Raw genomic sequence first — 15,467 nt, forward strand, 5'->3', positions numbered from 1 at the left:
CCTAGAAGACTCGGAGGGCGTGCAGGCCCCAGACGACGATCAGGGCTAGCGCCGCGCCGGCCGCCACGCCGCGCGCGAACGCTCCGTGTCGGCTCCACCACTGGCGGCGCGTGCGCAGGGTCTGGGCGCGATCTGGACGGCGGCGGGGCATGGCGGGCGATGTGCCGAAGACAGCCGACAATTACAACGCCTTCCGGCACTAGAATGGGAAGCCGGACCGGAGTGAGAGATGGCGCTACAGGCTCGACTATGGCCGATGGGGAGCGACCAAGGACCCGGATGGCTGCCCGGCGTGCAAAGCTCCATCCCCGCTCTCGCCGTGGCGGGCAGCCCAGCTACGTGATGTCGCCGTCAAATACGGACGTAGTGCAGAGCATAGAATCGACATAGGAAAATATTTACTTCTGATTCTGGGCGAATCATTGGTCCTTAGTCCTGCAAGGACTGGGGTTCCGCGCACCGTGCGCGAGAAGCCTTTCCGCGAAGACTTCACTTGGATTGGGAGGGCGGGACTATGCCAGCGTTTGACGTCGCGTATGTCCGCGAACAAGGCCAGAGCATGGTCATTGTTCCGCTGGACGGGCAGTTCGAACACAAGAGCGAAGCCACTCAGCGGAAGGTCGCGGCTGAGCTCCAGGTGCGCGCTGCAGCCGCCGGGCTTGCCGGCAAGGTCGTGCTGATGTGGCGCGCCGGTAGTAGGACGAGGTTCATTGCCCCACCGCAATGGCATGCCTTTTTCCGGAGCATCGACCTCTCCTGGGTGGCGATGAACATCAATAAGCGGCTGTCGTGGTGAGTTGGGCTTAGAGGCCTGGCGTCGGCGAGATGGCACAGCCTGGTCTGTTCGCCGACGAAGCGCCGGCTGTTGAGCTGAAGCTGCCGCAACTCACCTACGGACCCGTCAAGGCAGCCGCAGGCCAGATCCGCGCGGTTCTGAGGAACGCCGAGACTGTATCGGCGATTTTGGTCGACGAAGTTCACGTCTCCGCCCGGGTCAAGGAGCCTCTCTACACGCTCCCCTCAGGCGAACGAGTGGTTGTGACAAGCCGCAGGGCGGCGCAGCGACCGAAAGATGCCGATGGCCTGCTCCTCAGGGATCTTGGCGGAGAGTTGACCTGGCTGAGCCACCGCGTGATTGACGAGTTGGAGGCGGACGCCGCGGCGCGCGGCTGGCCGAACGTGATCGAGGATCGTGCGCGGGAGTGGGACAATCAGTTCTCCTTTCGGACGGAGCAGCGAGAGGTCGATGGCGCGGTCGATCCCGCCAAGCGCGGCCTGCGCCCGCCGCAGATCGGCGCTCTACACGCGATCGGCGCGCATTGGAGTCTGAGCACCGCGACGGCCACTGTGGTCATGCCCACCGGCACCGGCAAGACGGAGACGATGCTCTCTGGGCTCGCGGCCTATGTCCGCAAGCCGATGCTCGTCGTCGTGCCGTCCGATGCACTGCGCGGCCAGACAGCCGGGAAGTTCCTAACCTTCGGGCTGTTGCGTTTCCTCGGCGTGCTGGCCGCCGACGTCCCGAATCCCATTGTGGGGATCGTCACCAAAGTGCCGAAGAGCGTCGACGCGCTCGAGATTTTCGAGCGTTGCAACGTCGTCATCGGGACCATGGACTCCCTGGCCGACAGCGCCGCGGAACCGTTCTGGCCCGAAATCATCAACCGCATCGGCGTATTGGTTATCGACGAAGCGCACCACATCGGCGCCACGCGGTGGTCTCGCTTCCGAGAGGCGTTCGCTGGCAAGCCGATCCTGCAGTTTACGGCAACGCCGTTCCGGCGGGACGGCAACGTGGTCGATGGCCAGGTCATCTACAGCTACCCTCTGCGCACAGCGCAGGCGGATGGTTACTTCAAGCCGATCGCCTTTGAGCCGGTCTATGAAGCGGTCCCCGCCCGCGCCGACGAGGCGATTGCCGAGGCGGCGGTCGCCCGACTGCGGGCCGACCTCGCAGAGGGCCGTAACCATCTGATGATGGCGCGGTGCGTCAGCATCGATCGGGCGCGCGTCGTACAGGCAATCTACGCGCGGCTGGCGCCCGACCTGACTCCAATGCTGGTGCATTCGGACCTCACTGATGCGCCGCAACGCATCGCCGACCTGAGGGCCGGGAAGAGTCGTATCGTGGTCTGCGTCAACATGCTGGGGGAAGGGTTTGACCTGCCCCAACTTAAGATCGCGGCGATTCACGATCTGCACAAGAGCCTGGCGATCTTGTTGCAGTTCACCGGTCGCTTCACGCGAAGCGCGGCAGATGACATCGGCGACGCGACGGTGATTGCCAACGTGGCCGAGCCCAATGTGTCAATCGCGCTGGAGCGGCTCTACAGCGAGGACGCCGATTGGAACGAATTGCTCAGCGAGATGAGCTCTGAGGCGGCAAACGATCACGCCCGTCTGACAAAGTTTCTCAACGAGGCGAAGCGCCTGGATCACGGCGGCGACGACGAGGATGTGGCGGTCTCGCACAAGCTGCTTCGGCCCACACTGAGCACCCTGATCTATGAGGCCGACAAATGGACGCCGCGGAAGTTCCACGAGGGTCTTCCGGCCGCATTGGTTCCCTATCGGGTGTGGCTGCATGAGCAATCCAGCAGCCTGTTCTTCGTCACACGGTCCGAGCCGACGGTGAAATGGAGCCGCTCGAAGGCCGTGAAAGATCGAACATGGACGCTCTTCATCCTGCACCATGATGCGCATCGAAAGCTGCTCTATCTGGCCTCAACCGATCACAAGATGAACTTTGATCGGTTGGCTCGAGAGGTTGGCGCCACGACGCAGTTGCGCGGGGATGTGGTCTTTCGCGCGATGGGCCGTATCAACCGCCTGATCTTCCAGAATTTAGGTCTGAAGAAGCATGGCCGCCGGAACCTGTCCTATGCCTCCTACACCGGCGCCGAGGTAACCGAGGCGCTGAGCTTGGCCGAGAAGTCGGGCTCGGTGAAGGCGTTGCTGAGCGGCATCGGCTGGGAGAGCGGCAAGCAGGTCACCATCGGCTGCTCGGCAAAGGGGCGCGTCTGGTCGCGCGAGCAGGGCTCGGTGCCGCGGTTCAACGAGTGGTGCGAGGTGGTGGGAGACAAGCTCATCGACGTCGGCATCGACACCAGCAAGTTGATTGACCACGTGCTGCTGCCGACGGTGGTGACGGACCTCCCTAGTGCGGAGCTTTTGAGCATCGAGTGGCCTGTAGAGATGCTCCGTCAGTCCGAAGAGCGGATCGAGTTCTCGAACGGCTCGAATTCTGCCTCGCAGGCCACGTTTGAGCTTTCGATCATCGGGATGGATCGCTCCGCCAACGCAATCGACTTCGAACTGACCGAGGCGATGACGGGATCCTGGGGCCAGTTTCGGTTCTCCCTCGGCGGCCCAAACACCTTCGCCGTGGAACAGACCTCCGGCGATCGCGTGATGGCCCTGGTTGGCCGTATCGCGCAGGAGCTAGACGGATACTTCACGGAGTATCCGCCCCTCTTCCGGTTCGTCGACCTCTCCGAACTCGACGCCAACCTGCACATTGTTCCGCAGTCGCCGTACGATCTGAAGATCGAAGACGCCCGCTTCGAGGCCTGGGACTGGGCCGGCGTCGATATCACCAAGGAGTCGATGTGGAAGGCCGGCGTTCGTCGCGACGATTCCGTCCAATGGCACGTGGCGAAAGAATACATCGCGGCTGGGTTCGACGTCGTGTTTGACGACGACGCCAGCGGTGAGGCGGCCGATCTTGTGTGCCTGAAGGTTGAGGACGAAGTCATTCGGTTGGCGCTGATCCACTGCAAGTTCTCAGGCGGCGCCACGGCCGGCGAACGGGTTAAGGATGTGGTCGAGGTGTCGTCGCAAGCGGTGCGTTCCGCCCGCTGGGTCGCAAAGCTCAGCCACCTTTGCCAGCATCTCAAATCGCGCGACGAAGCCCTGAAGGAAGGTGGTCGTCCCACGCGGTTTATGAAGGGAAGCGCTTCGGACCTGACCCGGATAATTAAGCTGAACCGGTTTCGACCGCTCCGGGCCGAAATTCTGATCGTCCAGCCTGGCCTTTCGGCCGAAACGCGCACGAACAGTCAGTCCGCTGTATTGGCGGCCGCACTGACATACCTAAAGGAGACGGTGGGGATCGATCTCCACATCGTCTGTAGTGCCTAGGCCCGAGGACCTGGCGCACGCCGTGTTGCCGTCAGGCATTACGACGACCACGAAGGCCTTCGCCATCCCACCGGGCAGGCGGCGATAGTCCGCACCCCAAAATGATCAACGTGATCGCTCCTTGCCACCTCCGTCCTCCGACCGTTCCGGCGCCAGCGCCCGATTGGAGGCTCGAAGGTCACGCGCCAATGCCAACCGCTGGCTGTCCGGCGCCGGCATGTCGCGGACGAAGCGTTCCACGGCCTGCCCCAAGGCCCTGTCAGCGGAGTCGGCGGACATTTTCAGAAGACCCGCTTGCGCCAGGTAAAGGGCGCGAACCTGCGCCTGCCGGCGCAGCATCTGCGCCTCCCACGGCGTCGGCGCGGTCTCACCTTGAAATGCCGCCCGCGCCGCGTCGCGATAGGCGCCTCGGCGAACCTCGGCGATCGGCCCGTGGCCGGCTGCGTACCGCTCGCCGATCTTGCGCACCGGGGCCCGCTCGGACTTCCGGGTCACGCCCCGCGCGCGCCGCGGCGTGGCTTCGGCTTCAACTCCTCGATCACGCAACGCCCGCGCGAACCCCTCCCGCCATTCTGTGAGGTCGGCCTTCTTTGGATTGAGCCGGCGCCCGTCGTCGCCCAGCGCCCGCACCGCCAGATGCACGTGCGGATGGCCGGTGTCGGTGTGTAGCACAAAGGCGTAGTCGAACCGCTCGCCGAAGGTCTCTCGGGCAAAGCTGCGCGCTGCGTCGCGCATCGCCACTGCATCGGTCGCTGCCGGCATCGAGAGCACGATCGACAGGCTGACCGGCGAATTGGCGCGCCACCTCGGGTCGCTCATGGCCGCCGCGCTCCAATCCAGCGCCAGCGCCCGCACGTCGTCCCGACCTGAGAGCATGACGCCATCGCGATCTTCGGCCTCAAGGTCCCCGTGTCGGGTGATGTAGTCCAGGTGAGCCAGCAGTTGGCCGGGATCCCGCGTCCGCCCGGTCACTTTCACCATCACTTCCGGCGTGCGGTTGACCAGCCGCACAAGCCGAGCCCGCACTGCGGATTCCCCGCTGCCGAGCACTTCTTCAGGGGTCCGTCGGCGCGGACGGACCGGCGGACGCCACACATCCTCGAAGCCCGCGACGGTCTGGAAGTCGCTCACGGCTCACCCGCCCAATAGGCCAGATTGCCAGCGAAGGCTGACTGCAGCCCACGGAGGTGGCCGCGCATCTCGCGCCGCAAATCGTCTAGCGCCCCCAACTCCAGATCCAGCACACGGCCCTCCATCACCGCCGTATTCAAGGCACGGGCGATCTGGTTCACGTTGACGCCAATCCGGCGCAACTCGGTCTGGATGGCTATCAGCGACACGGCGTCCGAACCTGCAAACGTCGGCCGGTCCCGAAGCCGCCGCCGCAGCACGGCGGCGGCCCAGGCGTTGCGGGTAAGCCCGGTCTCAGCCGCCGCGACGTCCAACCCGATGACATCCGCGGCGCTCAGTCGAACGGTGAGTTTCACGGGAAAGGGGGCGTGCGCGGCGTGCGAAGCCATCTCTCGACTCGCGCCCACCGCACCCACCATCAATTGCCGCAAGGCCACTGAGCGACCGCCGCGCGCCGAAGCCCAAGCGTCGAAACGGGCCGCCAGGTCGTCGTCCAGCCGCACGTTGAAGATCGCCAAACCGCCCTCTCGCGTAAGACACCGCCGCCGCCAAGGCTATCCTGCCCTCAACCGCTGCCGCTGACTTTGGCCCCTCCCCTCGGCCCGGGCGACGCGCAACCCTACGCGTCGCCCGGGCTACCCGCCGCCCCTGGCGGGACGCCCCAGCCGGGCCTAGTCACAGACACAACCGTGGTGGCGTCGACAGCCAGGTCTGGGCTTGTCATATGCCTCGGTCGACAACGGAGAGACCGCCCGCATGTGCAACCTCTACGCCATGATGCGCAGCCGAGCGGAGGCCGCGCAGTTGGCCCGCGCCTTCTCCGACGTGAACAACAATCAGCCGCCGATGTCGGGGGTCTTCCCCGACTATCCCGCCCCGATCATCGCCAAGACGCCGGGCGGCGAACGGCAGATGCGCGACGTCCGCTGGGGGATGCCGTCCTCCAAGAACGCCATGTTCGAAGCCGCCAAGAAGCGCGCGGGCAAGCTTCGGGAAAAGGGTCAGGAGGTCGATTTCAATGAGTTGCTGCGGATGGAGCCCGACAAGGGCACGACCAACATCCGCAACACCGCCAGCAAGCACTGGCAGCCCTGGCTTGGCCCGAGCAGCCGCTGCCTCGTGCCGTTCACCTCCTTCAGCGAGCCCGACCAGGTCGGCGGCACTCTGCAGCCCATCTGGTACGCGCTGGACGAGGCGCGACCGCTGGCCTTCTTCGCCGGCGTCTGGACGCCCTGGACCTGCGTTCGGAAGATCAAGGAGGGCGAGGTGAGCTGCGACCTTTTCGGCTTCCTCACCACCGAGGCCAACGCCGAGGTCGCCCGGCACCATGACAAGGCCATGCCGGTGATCCTCACCGAGCCCGCCGACTGGGACCTTTGGATGGGCGACGCCCCCTGGACCGAGGTGCAGCACCTGCAGCGCCCCCTTTCCGATGGGGCTCTGAAGATCGTCGCGCAGGGTCCACGGGAGGATGAGACCGCTCCCACGTGAACGGGGCGCGTGAGATGCGCGGCGGCTAGACGTCGCCGCTCGGCGGCGACCACCGCCACGGCAGATCATAGAGATGCGGGAACACCGCCACGTCCTTCGCGCCGCATCCGCCGGCGCCGGCGCACGACAGTCGCTCGGCGAGATCGGCGATCCGCAGGTCGAGGCGGTCGCCGAAGCGGCGCTCCAACTCCGGCGGCGTCCACTCGATCAAGCGTGGACAATCTCGGCAGCAGATCGCCAGCGAAAAACCCCGCCGCAGATAGGTGCGCACGGTGTCGTTGCCGATCTGCGCGATCTTGAAGGTCTTCAGGAGCCGGTCTGGCGGCCGCTCCAAGGTCGAGGTGGGGTTCAACGACGCCACGATCAGATCCAGGCCCGCGCGAAGCCGACGCGACCGCACGCGGTGCAACTCAGCCGCCGCCGGATGTCGAACGGCATGGCGTCGGGCCCCAGGCGCGCGAAGGCCTGCCCGCAGGTCCACGTGACCTGGTGTCCGCAGGCGCAGATGATCTTCAAGGTCGCGGCGCCCCTCATCATTCGGCGAAGGTTCTGGAACATCATGCCGTAAGAACAAATACAGAACTTCTGCGCTATGGCGAGTCCTGGCCACCGCCAGGACTCGCCACCACGTCGGCTAGGGCTCGGCCGTTGCAACCCCCGACAGCAGGTCGCAGGCCCGCTGGGCGTGCGCCGCCGCAGCGAAGATCGACCGGTGATCGGCCTTCATCACCTTGAGCCAACCGGCGAGGTAGCTGGCGTGGTCCTCACGTGGCCGCAGCGAGACCCCTAGGTCGGCGCACAGAAAGGCCGCGCCCAGCTCGGCCACCAGTTCCTCCCGAGCATAGCGGTTGTCACCGGTTCGCGGCGCGCCGAACTCGCGGTCGAGGCGGGAAGCGTGGCCCGTCCAATGGGTCAGCTCGTGCAGCAAGGTGGCGTAGTAGTCCTCCAACTCCGGGAAGGCCGCGAGCTTCGGCATCTGCACGTAGTCGGGGCCGGGCGCATAGTAGGCGCGATCACCGCCGTGCCGGACCGCCGCGCCGGTCGAGGCGACGAACGCCTCCACCGCCGCAATCCGCCGCTCGGCCGAAACCGCCAGCGCGGGAGCGGGCGCATAGACCGCGGGCAGGCTGTCGATCTGCCCGACGTTGAAGACCGTGTAGGCCTTGAGGAAGGGGATGCTGCGGAGCCCGTCGTCACCCGCGGGCGCATCGGGGTCCTCGCGGACGATGCGATTGGCGTAGACCACCGTCGCGCCATGCTCGCCTTTGCGGACGTGGCCGCCCAGCGCCAAGGCCTGGCGGAAGGTCATCCAGGTGGGTGCGGCGTACCCGCGCTCGAAAGCCTCGGCCCACAGCAGCAGGACATTGATCCCGCGGTAGGGTTCGCCGGAATGGCGCAGCGGCCGACCGACGGGCCCCCCGGCGCCGCTGGCCCAAGGCTTCGTCCAGGGCCGGACGCCGCGTTCGAGATCGGCAACGATGGCGTCGGTGACGCGGGTGTAGAGGGGACGTGTTTCCGTAACGGGGCGCGCCATGGCGGCCTCCTGTCATCCAGATTTCTGAGAGGAAGAGGTCGCCCCGTCGGTGACGGGGCGCCTCAGGTTCGGGCTCAGCGGGCGGAGCGGCTGCGGGACCAGATGAGGTTGTAACCCTCGTCGGCATCCATCAGGGACGCGTAGATCTCCCGCGGGAAGCTGGGGTCGTCGAGCTTGACCGAGAGGTAGGCCCGTTGCTCGGCGGAGGTCTTCTTCCACGCCGCTCCCAGCTCGACCTTGCCGGCGAAGATGCGGTAGTCGGGGGCTTCGGGGCTGGTCTTGTCGTTGGGCCGGAAGGCCACGGACTTGACGTTGAGGCTGAGCGTGTTGATCGCGCCGGTGTAGGCGCCGTCGGCGGTTTGGGTGAAGGTTCCGATGGTCGACATGGTGAAGTCTCCTTGCTCAAGCGAGGCCGCCCGTTGCGGCCGCGATGGCGATCGAGAGACCCGGCCGGACAGCGCCGGCGCAGACGAAGTCCCGCAGCGGAGCGGAGGACGGTGACGGCGGGCTTTCTTGCCTCGCGAGGAATGGGGCCGAAGGGCCCAGGGGAGGAAAGCCGGCCAAGCCGTTGCGGCGACGCCCGGCCAGGTCCAGATCACGTCAGAGCGGCTGCCACGGCGCGTCCCGCTCAAAGGAAGACGCCGCTCCCCGACTCAGAGAGACTCAAGCAAACCGTGGATGTCGCGCCGGCCCGAACCAGAGCAGACTGCCCTCCCCCACGGCGAAGGCCAACCGGACCCACGACCAGGTGAAGACCAGCCTCGACCAACTGCCGGACGCCAAGCGACGCGAACTCACCCGCGTCGTGGAGATCCTGTTCGCCGAGTTCGAGGACGCCCTCAAGGGCCGCAACGCCCCTCACCGCAAAGCCGGGCGGATCCTCAAGATCATCCTGTTCGGAAGCTACGCGCGTGGCGACTGGGTCGACGATCCCAAGGGGGGCTACAAGTCCGACTACGACCTGCTGGTGGTGACCAACCACGAGGAACTCGCCGACCTCCAGGAATACTGGGGCAAGGCCGACGACCATCTTCTGCGGGCCTACCAGATCGGCCACGAGCTCACCGCGCCGGCGCACTTCATCGTCCACGACCTCATCGACGTGAACAAACAGCTGAAGCGGGGCCGGCCGTTCTTCGTCGATATCGTCCGCGACGGCATCGCGCTCTACGAAGCGCCGGACCACCCGTTCGAACATGCCGAGCCGCTCTCGGCCGAAGAGGCACTAACGGAAGCGCAGGGTTATTTTGAGGACTGGAATGCCAAGGCTCCGAGCGCGCTCAAACTCGCTCGGTTCGCTATCAGCGAGAATGAGTTCAAGGACGCCGCCTTCCTGCTCCACCAAGCAACGGAGCGCCTCTATCACTGCGCCCTGTTGGTCCTGACCCTCTACAGCCCGAAGTCCCACAAGCTGAACTTCCTGCGCTCTCAGGCTGAGCGACTGGTCCCGCTCCTCATCGCTGCGTGGCCGCGCGACACGCGGTTCGAACAGCGCGCCTGGGAGCTCCTACGCCGAGCCTACGTCGATGCCCGCTACTCGAAGCACTACAAGATCTCCGCCGAGGAACTGGCCTGGCTCGCCGAGCGAGTCGCCATTCTTCAAGAGACGGTTCGCCTGGTCTGCGAGGAGCATCTCGCAAAGGGACAGCCCTGACGGACGTCGGCAGCCCACGGTAACCGGGCTTCTTCCGCCGTGCGTCAGCCCGTATGCTGGCAACGTCGGGCGCCGGGACATAGGCGCGGGTCTTGAGCCGGGATGCGTCGGAGACGCCGCATCGGCAGCGGCCCAAGCTGAAGCACCGGGCCGCCATAGCTGGACGGTTTCCAACGCCCGACCCCTTATCTCTCCGACGGAACCGGAGGCGGCGCTAGGGACGTCCGCCAGCCCAGATCAGGAAATCGAGCTTCTTGACCGGGTGGATACTCGAGGCGCCGGCCACAGCCGCGAACTGCGCGTCGAACTGGTCGCACCACGCGCGCGCCGCCGTGGTCTGGCTCAGCGCAGTCATCACCTCCTGCAGCCAGTCGTAGTAAGTCACCGCCTCTTCGGACCCGGCCCCGAACCGTGGGGCTGGCATCCGAGCGGCCAGAAACTCGCGGATGACACTGTCGAGCACTGGGGCCTCTGGGCGAAGTGTCGCCACGAGCTTGCTCACGAACGAGGCCTCAACCCGCCCGGTCTCCCTCTCGACCGCCGCCAAAGCCCAGCGGAACAGGGCGGCCGGGTCGGGGCCCCGCTGCTTGGCCGCCTCGAAGGTCGCGTAGAAGACAGACCGCCAAGCGGCGTTCCGCCGAACGCCATAGAAGCCGTTGAACTTTCGTTGGAAGTCGGCCGCGGCTGGACTGGCGAGATCAAGCCTTGAGCCGCTGTCGGCCAGGTCCAGGTAGAGCTCGATGGGCCCGGGACGACGGCGGGCCAGCAGATCGCTGGCCGCCGGCATCAGCACCGGCAGCGCCCCGGCCAGGTCGGCCACATTGTCCGCGATCGCTCCGCCCATGGCCGCCCTCCCGCAGTTCGATGTCGCCGGTTCATTGGATCGGCGCAAGCCGTGCCGGGTGGACCCCTTGCCCCGGCGGTGTAGAAGACCCGCCCGCTGTCGAATCGCGGCAGAATTTCTGAAGCACGCGGCAATAACTGTGCGCTCTTCCGCGAATCAAATGCGTGGGAAACTGCAGAGGATCGAGGGCTTCGGAACAGATATAACTGTCGGCCCCTATCGACGGAGACAACGCAGAGATCATGACGGCGACCGTCATCACCATGTGCAGCAACCGCAAGCGAGGCGACCCCGCCGCCGACCTGTCGGCCGCAGGGCTTGCCCGAGGAACCGCGGACGCCGTGGCGGCGGTCTGGGGGCGACGACTGGTCCAAGCCCCCTGCGCGCTGACCGCCCGCCAACTGTATGGCGGCCGTGGCTTTCGGGAAGCGGAAGCCGCCGCCGAGGCTCAGGGCGGGGCGTTTTTGGTGGTGTCGGCCGGCCTCGGCCTGGTCGCTGCGGATGCGGCGGTCCCGGCCTACGGCCTGACCCTGCTGGCCAGCCACGCGGATGGCATCTTGGGAAAGATCGACGACGACGAGGCCTCGGCCTGGTGGCGCGCCCTGACGTCCGTATCCCCCTTCCACAGCCCCGACATTCCGGGACGCGGGCTCATTTTGGCGGCGCTCTCGGCCCCCTACATGGCGATGGTGGCCGACGACTGGGCGGGGTGGCCCGCGGAGCGGTTCGCGCGGCTGCGAGTATTCAGTAAGTCCCCGCCGGTCGGCGCGGCGGCCGCGCTCGCGCCGGCGTGGATGCCTTACGACGACCGACTGGACGCCATCGGTCCGGGACACGCGGGGACGCAGGCCGACTTCGCCCAGCGCGCACTCCGGCACTTTGCGGTCACGTTCACGACGTCCAGCCGCGGCGCACCATCCGACGCCGCGGCCGTGCGGGCCGGGCTGCAGGGCCTGACCGAGCGCGAACGCCCGGAACGGAAGCGCCTTGACGATGCTGACCTGCTCGCGCTGATTTCCGCGGAGTGGGACGCAGCCGGGGGGCGGTCGGGGGCCATGCTGCGACGGCTGCGCGACGACCTGCACATCGCCTGTGAACAGTCCCGGCTGAAGACACTGTTCAAGACGGTGGCCGCGTCCAGAGGGTCAGCGTCATGACCCGGGGTGAGCAGGTCATCGTGCGGGCGCTTCGAACGCGCCAGGCCACGTCGATCGACGTCTATGAATTCTTCATCCGCGGCGCCCAGGTCGCGCAGATCGCCGACATCTCGCGGCTGCGGCGCGGCGACGGCGAGCTCGAAGGGTTCCAGCGGCGGGAGATCAAGTCCCACGTGGCGGAGATCGCCGAGTTCCTCGCCCAGGGGCCCGTGCTGTTCCCCAACGCGATCATCCTGGCCCTGTCGCCCGAGGTCCGCTTCGAGCAGTCCCGCGGCCCCAAGATCGGCGACGACGCGGTGATCGCCGGTAAACTCTCTCTGCCACTGCGGCCGGAAGGCCAACGCGCCGCCTGGATTGTCGACGGCCAGCAGCGCTCGCTGGCGCTCGCCAAGGCGAAGGACTGCGACCTCCTGGTGCCGGTGGTGGCGTTCGTTTCCGCCGATGTGGCGGTGCAGCGGGAGCAGTTCATTCTGGTGAACAAGGCGCGGCCGTTGCCTCCGCGCCTGATCGACGAGCTCCTGCCGGAGATGACCCTGGCCCTCCCCCGGGACTTGAAGGCCCGGCAGGTGCCGAGCGCCCTGTGCAGCGCCCTGCACGACGATCCGAAGTCGCCATTCCATGGCCTGATCAAACGCGGCTCCGAACCGGGCGCGCCCACCGCCGTCGTCACCGACCGGGTGCTGATCGACACGCTGGTGGGCAATCTGCGCGCCGGTGGCGCACTGGGGGCCTACCGCGCCGGCGACGGACTTGAGCCGCTGCACGAAGCGCTCTGCACCTACTGGCAGGCGGTTCGCGAGGCCTTCCCGGACGCTTGGGGGCGGCCTGCGGGCGACAGCCGGCTGATGCACTCCGCCGGGATCCGCGCCATGGGCGCGCTGATGGACCCGGTCTGGACCCGCGCCGACGCTACCGCCGATCCGGCGTCGCATGTGCGGGAGTCCCTGGCGCGCCTGGCCCCCTATTGTCGCTGGACCGAGGGGGTCTGGGGCGACTTGGGGTGGGGCTGGAACGACCTTCAGGCGACCTCAAGACACATCAAGGGCCTCACCGAATATCTGTTGCAGCTCGACCGCAGCCTCGCGCGGCCTTCGCGATGAAGTTCGTGTTCGCCGACAGCCTCGACGTGGTCGATCCGGGATACGACTTCCTCAACGACCGGCATTCCCCGGGGCGCAAGCCCTACTGGGACGACGCCTATCCGCACGAGATCCTCGGCTACGCCCCCTACGACGGCATCCTGGTGTCCCGCGGCATCGTCGGCGACGGCCCGGTGAAGGGCAAATATTCCGACGCCCAGGCCATGCGCTTCAAGCGGGTGGGCGCCCGCACCTTCCTGCGGCTCGACAAGCCGGAGTTTGCGGGCCTCAGCCTGTTCGGCGACTGCGGCGCCTTCACCTACGTCAACGAGACCGTCCCGCCCTACACGCCGGCGGACACCGCCGAGTTCTACGACACTTGTGACTTCACCCACGGCTGCTCCGTGGACCACATCATCTTCGACTTCCTTGAAGACGAACTGGGTCTGGCGGGCGCCACGCCGGAGGCGCAACGGCGCTTCGACCTGACGCTGGCCAACGCCGAAGCGTTCCTGACTGAGGCGCGCCAGTCCCATCGGTTCACGCCGCTCGGCGTGATCCAGGGCTGGTCGCCCGCCAGCATGGCTGAGGCCGCCCGCCGCTTGGTGGCCATGGGCTACGACTATCTAGCGATCGGCGGCATGGTGCCTCTTAAGATCAACCAGATCGCTCGGGCCCTCGCCGTCATCCGCGCGGCCATCCCCGCTGGGGTGCGCCTGCACATCCTGGGCTTCGGCAAGGCCAACGAGATGCTGGATGTCGCCGCCCATGACGTCACCAGCTTCGACACCACCTCGCCGCTGATCCGCGCCTTCAAGGACGACAAACAGAACTACTGGGTTCCCCGCGCGGGCGGCGGGGTGGGCTACTACACGGCGATCCGGATCCCGCAGGCCATCGAGAACCCGCGGCTGCAACGTCTGGTGAAGCAAGGGGATTTCCGAGCGGAGGAACTGACTCGGCTTGAAGGTCTGTCCCTCGCGGCCCTGCGGGCGCACGACAAGGCGCCCCAGGACGTCGAGGCGGTGCTGGAGCCGATCCTGGAATACAACGCCATCCTGGCCACCGGCCGTCCGTTCGAAGACGTCCGGCAGCACCCCACGATGCAGAAACTAGCGGTTCGCTACCGCGAGACCCTCAGGGACCGGCCCTGGACAAAATGTCCTTGCCCCATTTGCCGTGACGCCGGCGTAGAGGTGATGATCTTCCGCGCCAGCAACCGCAACAAGCGGCGCGGCATCCACAATCTGGGGATCTTCAAGACCGTCCTTGACGGTTTGCCCGCAACTTCGGACGACGCTGCATGAGTTCCCTCACCTTCTTCGCCACGCGGGCCCGCCAGAGCGTCGAGCACGAGGTGCTGACCTTCGCCGCCACGGCCGAGCAGGTGTTGAGCTTCGCCCAGATCGACCGCATCGGCCGCGACGCGCAAGGCGAACTGCAAGGCTTCCAGCGACCGCAGATCGCCCACCACATCCGGGAGATCCGGGATTATCTGGAAAAGCCGGACGCCGTGCTGCCCAACGCGATCGTGATCGCGTTCACGGAGGGCGTCGTCTTTAAGGAGACCCAGCCTGGCATCTGCAAGGTGACCATCGACATAACCGATGGCCCCCGTGGCTTGGTGGTTGATGGCCAGCAGCGGCTCTCGGCGCTCAGCCAGGTAAACCGGCCCGACTTCCAACTGTTCGTCTCGTTGCTGATTTGTCGGGACGACATGGAATTGCGCCGCCAGTTTGTGCTGATCAACAACACCCGGCCCTTGCCTAAGTCGCTGATCTACGAGCTGCTGCCGACCGTGGACGGCCTTCCCGACCGCATGGAGAGCCGCTCGACGGCGGCGACCCTGACGGAACGTCTGAACCGAAGCGAGAGCTCGTCGCTGAAGGGCCAGATCAGCCAGCACACCAATCCGGACGGCGCGATCAAGGACACGGTTTTCCAGAGGGCCATGATGACCTCGCTGAGCGACGGGGTCCTTCGGGAGTTGATCGATCTGCCCGGCGGAGAGGCCAAGTGCGTCAAGCTGGTGAGCGAGTTCTTCAAGGCGGTCCAGAACACCTTCCCCGAGGAATGGTGGGGTCAAACCGCGAGTTCCTCGCGTCTTCTCGGCGGCGCCGGCATCCAGTCCATGGCGTATGTGATGGACGACTTGGCCCACGGTGGCGCGCGGACTTGGCGGGAGTTCGCCGAGGGCCTGGAGTGCCTCAAGGGCAAGACCGCCTGGACCGCAGGCTCCTGGGACTTTGGCGGGGGCGATGTCCGCCACTGGCACGCGATCAACGTGGTCAATCGCGACGTGGTGATGATCACCAACTATCTGCAGACCCTGGTGCGGCGCGACCAGCGCGCGCGCCGAAGCGGAGACCCCGCGCCGGCGCCGCTCATGGAGCGGCTGCTTTCACCGAACGACTCGTGATCTTCTCCGCAGCGCAGC

16 protein-coding genes are annotated in these 15,467 nt (G+C 66.5%); 8 read left to right on the top strand and 8 right to left on the bottom strand.

Going from position 1 to position 15,467, the window contains the following annotated elements:
• Position 1: 1 nt before the first annotated feature.
• Entirely contained in the window at positions 2-181 is a 180-nt protein-coding gene (locus ACESMY_RS11915) for a hypothetical protein (RefSeq protein ID WP_372784804.1), read from the bottom strand.
• 333 nt (positions 182-514) lie between these two features.
• On the opposite strand from ACESMY_RS11915, the gene ACESMY_RS11920 reads away from it, so the two are divergent.
• Both ACESMY_RS11920 and ACESMY_RS11925 read left to right on the top strand, forming a co-directional pair.
• Positions 515-796, top strand: coding sequence for a hypothetical protein (locus ACESMY_RS11920; protein WP_372784805.1), 282 nt, complete (start codon positions 515-517; stop codon positions 794-796).
• Positions 797-825: 29 nt separating this feature from the next.
• Positions 826-4,140 carry a DEAD/DEAH box helicase gene (locus ACESMY_RS11925; RefSeq protein ID WP_372784806.1) on the top strand — a complete coding sequence of 1,105 codons (3,315 nt, stop codon included), beginning with the start codon at positions 826-828 and terminating at the stop codon, positions 4,138-4,140.
• A 105-nt stretch (positions 4,141-4,245) separates the two neighbouring features.
• Here the strand turns inward: ACESMY_RS11925 and ACESMY_RS11930 are convergent, their stop codons facing one another.
• Positions 4,246-5,271 (bottom strand): relaxase/mobilization nuclease domain-containing protein, encoded by a 1,026-nt coding sequence (locus ACESMY_RS11930; RefSeq protein WP_372784807.1) that lies wholly within the window; start codon positions 5,269-5,271, stop codon positions 4,246-4,248.
• Positions 5,268-5,789 (bottom strand): plasmid mobilization relaxosome protein MobC, encoded by a 522-nt coding sequence (gene mobC, locus ACESMY_RS11935; protein ID WP_372784808.1) that lies wholly within the window; start codon positions 5,787-5,789, stop codon positions 5,268-5,270. The genes ACESMY_RS11930 and mobC overlap by 4 nt, the downstream gene beginning before the upstream one ends.
• 199 nt (positions 5,790-5,988) lie before the next feature.
• Between mobC and ACESMY_RS11940 the strand changes: the two genes are divergently transcribed.
• Complete coding sequence (locus ACESMY_RS11940) at positions 5,989-6,762, top strand: SOS response-associated peptidase (RefSeq protein WP_372784809.1); 774 nt, start codon at positions 5,989-5,991, stop codon at positions 6,760-6,762.
• 25 nt (positions 6,763-6,787) lie between these two features.
• Here the strand turns inward: ACESMY_RS11940 and ACESMY_RS11945 are convergent, their stop codons facing one another.
• The 4 genes from ACESMY_RS11945 to ACESMY_RS11960 form a co-directional block, all read right to left on the bottom strand.
• Positions 6,788-7,123, bottom strand: coding sequence for a hypothetical protein (locus ACESMY_RS11945; protein ID WP_372784810.1), 336 nt, complete (start codon positions 7,121-7,123; stop codon positions 6,788-6,790).
• Between the two features lie 2 nt (positions 7,124-7,125).
• Positions 7,126-7,278, bottom strand: a complete 153-nt coding sequence (locus ACESMY_RS11950) for a hypothetical protein (protein ID WP_372784811.1) — start codon at positions 7,276-7,278, stop codon at positions 7,126-7,128.
• Positions 7,279-7,396: 118 nt separating this feature from the next.
• Complete coding sequence (locus ACESMY_RS11955) at positions 7,397-8,296, bottom strand: ArdC family protein (protein WP_372784812.1); 900 nt, start codon at positions 8,294-8,296, stop codon at positions 7,397-7,399.
• Between the two features lie 74 nt (positions 8,297-8,370).
• Positions 8,371-8,682 carry a DUF736 domain-containing protein gene (locus ACESMY_RS11960; RefSeq protein WP_372784813.1) on the bottom strand — a complete coding sequence of 104 codons (312 nt, stop codon included), beginning with the start codon at positions 8,680-8,682 and terminating at the stop codon, positions 8,371-8,373.
• Between the two features lie 362 nt (positions 8,683-9,044).
• Between ACESMY_RS11960 and ACESMY_RS11965 the strand changes: the two genes are divergently transcribed.
• On the top strand, positions 9,045-9,950 hold the full coding sequence (locus tag ACESMY_RS11965; RefSeq protein WP_372784814.1) for a HEPN domain-containing protein: 906 nt from the start codon (positions 9,045-9,047) through the stop codon (positions 9,948-9,950).
• 214 nt (positions 9,951-10,164) lie between these two features.
• Here the strand turns inward: ACESMY_RS11965 and ACESMY_RS11970 are convergent, their stop codons facing one another.
• Positions 10,165-10,794: a hypothetical protein gene (locus tag ACESMY_RS11970; protein ID WP_372784815.1), complete on the bottom strand. Its 630-nt coding sequence runs from the start codon at positions 10,792-10,794 to the stop codon at positions 10,165-10,167.
• A gap of 242 nt (positions 10,795-11,036) precedes the next feature.
• Here ACESMY_RS11970 and ACESMY_RS11975 point away from each other — a divergent pair, with 242 nt between their 5' ends.
• Genes ACESMY_RS11975 through dbpB (ACESMY_RS11990) form a run of 4 tightly spaced genes read left to right on the top strand, consistent with a single transcriptional unit; the run spans position 11,037 to position 15,449 of the window.
• Positions 11,037-11,951 carry a hypothetical protein gene (locus tag ACESMY_RS11975; RefSeq protein ID WP_372784816.1) on the top strand — a complete coding sequence of 305 codons (915 nt, stop codon included), beginning with the start codon at positions 11,037-11,039 and terminating at the stop codon, positions 11,949-11,951.
• Positions 11,948-13,051 carry a DGQHR domain-containing protein DpdB gene (dbpB, locus tag ACESMY_RS11980; protein ID WP_372784817.1) on the top strand — a complete coding sequence of 368 codons (1,104 nt, stop codon included), beginning with the start codon at positions 11,948-11,950 and terminating at the stop codon, positions 13,049-13,051. Before ACESMY_RS11975 ends, dbpB (ACESMY_RS11980) begins: the two co-directional genes overlap by 4 nt.
• Positions 13,048-14,337: a tRNA-guanine transglycosylase DpdA gene (dpdA, locus tag ACESMY_RS11985; RefSeq protein ID WP_372784818.1), complete on the top strand. Its 1,290-nt coding sequence runs from the start codon at positions 13,048-13,050 to the stop codon at positions 14,335-14,337. Before dbpB (ACESMY_RS11980) ends, dpdA begins: the two co-directional genes overlap by 4 nt.
• Entirely contained in the window at positions 14,334-15,449 is a 1,116-nt protein-coding gene (gene dbpB, locus ACESMY_RS11990) for a DGQHR domain-containing protein DpdB (protein WP_372784819.1), read from the top strand. Before dpdA ends, dbpB (ACESMY_RS11990) begins: the two co-directional genes overlap by 4 nt.
• Positions 15,450-15,467: the final 18 nt, after the last annotated feature.

This window comes from Phenylobacterium sp. (assembly GCF_041691455.1).
Classification (GTDB): Bacteria; Pseudomonadota; Alphaproteobacteria; order Caulobacterales; family Caulobacteraceae; genus Phenylobacterium.

Bases quoted from the DNA above. Each gene is read 5' to 3' on its own strand.
- ACESMY_RS11970 (WP_372784815.1), bottom strand. From the start codon at position 10,794: ATGGGCGGAGCGATCGCGGACAATGTGGCCGACCTGGCCGGGGCGCTG.
- ACESMY_RS11925 (WP_372784806.1), top strand. From the start codon at position 826: ATGGCACAGCCTGGTCTGTTCGCCGACGAAGCGCCGGCTGTTGAGCTG.
- dpdA (WP_372784818.1), top strand. From the start codon at position 13,048: ATGAAGTTCGTGTTCGCCGACAGCCTCGACGTGGTCGATCCGGGATAC.
- ACESMY_RS11975 (WP_372784816.1), top strand. From the start codon at position 11,037: ATGACGGCGACCGTCATCACCATGTGCAGCAACCGCAAGCGAGGCGAC.
- dbpB (WP_372784817.1), top strand. From the start codon at position 11,948: ATGACCCGGGGTGAGCAGGTCATCGTGCGGGCGCTTCGAACGCGCCAG.
- ACESMY_RS11920 (WP_372784805.1), top strand. From the start codon at position 515: ATGCCAGCGTTTGACGTCGCGTATGTCCGCGAACAAGGCCAGAGCATG.
- dbpB (WP_372784819.1), top strand. From the start codon at position 14,334: ATGAGTTCCCTCACCTTCTTCGCCACGCGGGCCCGCCAGAGCGTCGAG.
- ACESMY_RS11960 (WP_372784813.1), bottom strand. From the start codon at position 8,682: ATGTCGACCATCGGAACCTTCACCCAAACCGCCGACGGCGCCTACACC.
- ACESMY_RS11955 (WP_372784812.1), bottom strand. From the start codon at position 8,296: ATGGCGCGCCCCGTTACGGAAACACGTCCCCTCTACACCCGCGTCACC.